The following is a 4,671-nucleotide window of genomic DNA, read 5'->3' on the forward strand; positions in this document are numbered from 1 at the left end:
CGGACGCGGGCGAGCGAACTCACCAATTGCCGCACCTTCGCGGGTCTCGACGAACTGGTTGCGGAAGGCGTCGATGCGGTCACGGTGGCGGCGCCCACCCACCTGCACCACGAGATCGCGCTCGCCTGCCTCGCGCGCAACATCCACGTCATGGTCGAGAAGCCGATCGCGTCCTCCGTCGAGGAGGGGCGCGAGATCGTCGGCGCAGCGCAGCGCGCCGGAGTGACATTGATGGTCGGCCATGTCGAGCGTTTCAATCCGGCGGTCGCCACGATCAAGAAGGCGATCGCCGGCGAGGACATCCTGTCCATCGCCATCACCCGCGTCGGGCCGTTTCCGCCGCGCATGTCGAATGTCGGTGTGGTCATCGATCTCGCCGTCCACGACATCGACCTGATCCGCTGGTTCACCGAATCCGACATCGTCGAGGTGCAGCCGCAGCTCTCCAGCGCGGTCGCCGAGCGCGAAGATATCGCGCTTTTGCAGTTCCGCACCGCCTCTGGCGTGCTGGCGCACATCAACACCAACTGGCTGACGCCGTTCAAGGCGCGCAACGTCACGGTTGCCACCCGCGGCAAATACATCATGGGCGATCTGTTGACCCGCCAGGTCACCGAGTGCTTTGGCTTCAAGCCGGACGGCAGCTATTCGATGCGCCATCTGCCGGTCGGTCACGACGAGCCGCTGCGCGCCGAACTGATCGCATTCACCCAGGCGGTGCGCACCGGCGCGGCTCCGGCCGTGACCGGCGATGAAGGGGTCGCCAGTCTCGAAATCGCCACGCGGTGCCTGGAGACACAGCCCAAGCCCGCCGCTACGTCCTCGCTGCAGAAGGGGCCGCGGCGCGTTGTCGGGTGATCTCCCCGACCGTCATGACCGTAAGGCAACAGCGATTTCCAACTCATCTCGTCAAGGCCCCATGAATCAGCATCTCTCTCCGCCGCCCGTGCCCTTCATCGACATCGCAGCCCAGCGCGCCCGTCTCGGCACGGCAATCGAGGCGGCGGTGTCGCGCGTGCTCGCCCACTGCCAGTTCATCAACGGCCCGGAAGTCGCCGAGCTTGAGGCGAAGCTCGCCGCGTTCTGCGGTGCCCGGCACGTGATCGCCTGCGCCAGCGGCACGGATGCGCTGCTGATGGTGCTGATGGCCAAGGGGGTTGGTCCCGGCGATGCGGTCCTATGTCCGTCCTTCACGTTCTGCGCGACCGGCGAGGTGGTGGCGATGCTCGGCGCGACGCCGGTCTTCGTCGACGTTGACGAGGCGACCTTCAACATGGATGTCGTCTCGCTGAAGCGCGGCATCGCGACCGCAAAACGGCTTAGCCTCAAGCCGGTCGCTGTGATACCGGTCGACCTGTTCGGCCAGAGCGCCGACCATGACGCCATAGCCGCCATCGCGCGCGAGGAGGGGTTGTTCGTGCTCGACGACGCCTGCCAGGCGTTTGGCGCGAGCTACAAGGGCCGCCGTCTCGGCACCTTCGGGCTTGCGACCGCGACCAGCTTTTTTCCGGCCAAGCCGCTCGGCTGCTTTGGCGATGGCGGCGCGATCTTCACCGACGACGCGGCATTTGCCGAGATCCTGCGCAGCATCCGGGTCCACGGCCAGGGGACCGACAAATACGACAATGTCCGCCTCGGCCTGACCGGCCGGCTCGACACCATGCAGGCCGCGATCCTGATCGAAAAGCTGAAGATCTTCGAGGGCGAGATTTTGGCGCGCCATGCGGCGGCGGAGCGCTACACGCAGGCGCTGGCCGACGTCGTCACCGTGCCGCGCCTGGCCGAGGGCTGCGACTCCATCTGGGCGCAATATACCATCCGCCTTCCCGGGCACATCGATCGCGGCCAGTTCGCCGCGGCGCTGAAGGCCAAGGGCGTCCCGACCGCGATCTATTATCCGAAGTCGATGCACCAGCAGACGGCGTACCGGAATTTCCCGGTCACCGACAACGGCCTGCCGGTGAGCGAAAAGCTGTCGCGCGACGTGATCAGCCTGCCGATGCATGCCTATCTCGACGAGCCGACACAGGCGCGCGTGATCGAGGCCGTCCGCGCCGCTGTTTCGACTTAAACCGGCTCTAGCCGCGGGTGGCGGTTCACCTCTCCGCGCTTGCGGGGAGAGGTCGAAATTCACGCGGCGCGCGTGAATTTCGCTTGAGGGGGACTCTCCGCGAGCTCAGCCCCTGGAGACTCCCCCTCACCCCAACCTCTCCCTGCAAGCGGGGGAGGGGGCGCAGTTGCCTTCGGGGAAGCACCACGTTCTCTGCTTCAAACTCGTCTCCTGATGCTTTAGAAGCGGCGCATGCTTTCGCGCATCTTCACGGTCGGCGGTTACACCCTGCTTTCACGGCTCACAGGGTTCGCGCGCGACATCATGCTCGCGGCCATCCTCGGCGCCGGTCCCACCGCGGACGCCTTCTACGTCGCATTCCGCCTGCCCAACCATTTCCGCACGATTTTTGCCGAAGGCGCGTTCAACGCCGCCTTCCTGCCTGCCTATGCGCATGTCCATGGCGAAAAGGGTGAGGCGTCTGCAAAGCTGTTCGCCGATCGCATCTTCACGCTGCTCTTGACCTCGCAGATCGTGCTGCTGGTGCTCGCCTGGCTGTTCATGCCGCAGGCCATGCGCATTCTGGCGCCCGGCTTCAGCGACGAGCCCGAGCAGCGGCGCCTCGCCATCGAGCTGACCCGGATCACCTTTCCCTATCTGCTGCTGATCACGCTGGTTACGCTCTATGGCGGCATGCTCAATGTAATGCAGCGCTTCGCCACCGCCGCCGCTGCCTCGATCTTCCTCAACGTCGCGATGATGGCGACGCTGGCTTTCGCCGCCTTCTTTCCGACCGCGGGACATGCCGCGGCCTGGGGCGTGCTGATCTCGGGCTTCCTGCAATATTTTCTGCTCGCCGGCGATCTCGCCACCCATGGCGGCCTGCCGCGCTTCGCCCCGCTCAGGCTCGATGAGGATATTCGTGCTTTCTTCCGTGCGCTGGGGCCTGCGACCTTGGGGTCGATGGGCACGCAAGTCGCGGTGTTCGCCGATACCATCATTGCGACCTTCCTGCCGGCGGGCTCGCTGGCGACGCTCGTCTATGCCGACCGCCTCAACCAGCTGCCGATCGGCGTGATCGGCATTGCCGTCGGCACCGTGCTGCTGCCGGAAATGTCGCGGCGGCTTGCCGCCGGCGATCATCAAGGCGCCATGGAGCAGCAGCGCCGCGCCTTCGAGTTCACACTGCTGTTTTCAGTGCCGTTCGTCGCGGCGTTCTTCGCCGTGCCCGAACTCATCACCCGTGCGGTGTTCATGCGCGGCGCATTCACCGCCGCCAACGCGGCCGCGTCCGGCGCGACGCTCGCGGCCTATGCGATCGGCCTCATTCCCTTCGTGCTGATCCGCAGCGCGGTAGCGACCTTCTATGCCCGCAAGGATACTGCGACCCCGGTGAAAGCCTCGCTCACCGGGCTGACCGTGAATGTGCTGCTCAAGATTCTCCTGATGGGCTCGCTCGCCCAGGTGGGCCTCGCGCTCGCCACCGCGCTCGGGGCCTGGATCAATCTCCTGCTGGTGCTCGGCTTTGCGGTGCGTGCCGGCTATCTCCAACTGAACCGTGCGCTCACGCTATCGCTGGTGAAGTTTGCGCTGACCGGCGTGATTCTCGCGGCCGCGCTGTGGCTGGCGGCGCCGCTTGCCGCATCGCAGCTCGGCGGCCTCGGTGCGCATCGCGACGAAGCCGTGCTCCTGGTCCTGATCGCGGTCGGGGCCTTGATCTATGCCGCGGCCATCCTCGGACTGTTCGGCCCGCGCTGGCTGAGGGCCCTCGTGAGGGGCTAAACCCTTTGCACGGGCCCGTAATCCGCTGCAATATGGGTCAAATAGGATCAAGGGAATACTCAAGGAAGTGCCATGGCTGCTCCAATCAAGTTCGGCGTCGGACAGAGCGTGCTCCGCAAGGAGGACGACGCCCTCATTCGCGGCAAGGGCCGCTACACCGATGATCTCGCGCCGCAGGCCTCGCTGCACGCGCTCGTCGTCCGCTCGCCGCATGCCCATGCGACCTTCACCCTCGATGCGACGAAGGCGCGCGCGCTGCCCGGTGTCGCGCTGATTCTGACCGCCGACGACATCTCAGATCTCGGCGGCCTGCCGTGCCTGTTCAATTTCGAGGTCGATCCCTTCACCGGTCCGCCCTATCCGATCCTGGCCAAGGGCGAGGTGCGCCATGTCGGCGATGCCATAGCCTTCGTGGTCGCCGAGACCGCCGACAAGGCACGCGATGCGATCGAGGCGATCGAGATCAGCTGGATGCCGCTTCCCGCCGTGACCGGCGTGGTCAACGCCGTGAAGCAGGATGCGCCACAGGTCTGGCCGAGCCATCCCGGCAACATTTTGTTCGACGTCGCAATCGGCGACAAGAAGGCGACCGACGAGGTCTTTGCCAAGGCGCATGCGGTCGCCGAGATCTCGATCGTCAATCCGCGCGTGGTCGCGAGCTTCATGGAGACGCGCGCGGCGATCTGCGAATACGACGCCAAGCGCGATCATCTGACGCTCACGGTCGGCAGCCAGGGCAGCCATCGCCTGCGCGACATCCTGTGCCAGAACGTCCTGAACATTCCGGTCGAGAAGATGCGGGTGATCTGCCCCGACGTCGGCGGCGGCTTTGGCACAAA

Annotated in this window: 4 protein-coding genes; all 4 read left to right on the top strand. The window is 65.8% G+C overall.

All coding sequences use genetic code 11. The annotated features are described in order from the left end of the window. Positions 1–858 (top strand): Gfo/Idh/MocA family protein (locus tag JOZ76_RS34615; RefSeq protein WP_291705869.1); only part of this gene is annotated, 858 nt, incomplete at its 5' end. A gap of 61 nt (positions 859–919) precedes the next feature. Then, positions 920–2,071, top strand: coding sequence for a DegT/DnrJ/EryC1/StrS family aminotransferase (locus JOZ76_RS34620; RefSeq protein ID WP_291705870.1), 1,152 nt, complete (start codon positions 920–922; stop codon positions 2,069–2,071). 231 nt (positions 2,072–2,302) lie between these two features. After that, on the top strand, positions 2,303–3,832 hold the full coding sequence (gene murJ, locus JOZ76_RS34625) for a murein biosynthesis integral membrane protein MurJ (RefSeq protein ID WP_291705871.1): 1,530 nt from the start codon (positions 2,303–2,305) through the stop codon (positions 3,830–3,832). 72 nt (positions 3,833–3,904) lie between these two features. Continuing rightward, positions 3,905–4,671 (top strand): xanthine dehydrogenase family protein molybdopterin-binding subunit (locus tag JOZ76_RS34630; RefSeq protein ID WP_291705872.1); only part of this gene is annotated, 767 nt, incomplete at its 3' end.

The sequence above is a fragment of the Bradyrhizobium sp. genome (assembly GCF_019244115.1).
GTDB lineage: Bacteria > Pseudomonadota > Alphaproteobacteria > Rhizobiales > Xanthobacteraceae > Bradyrhizobium.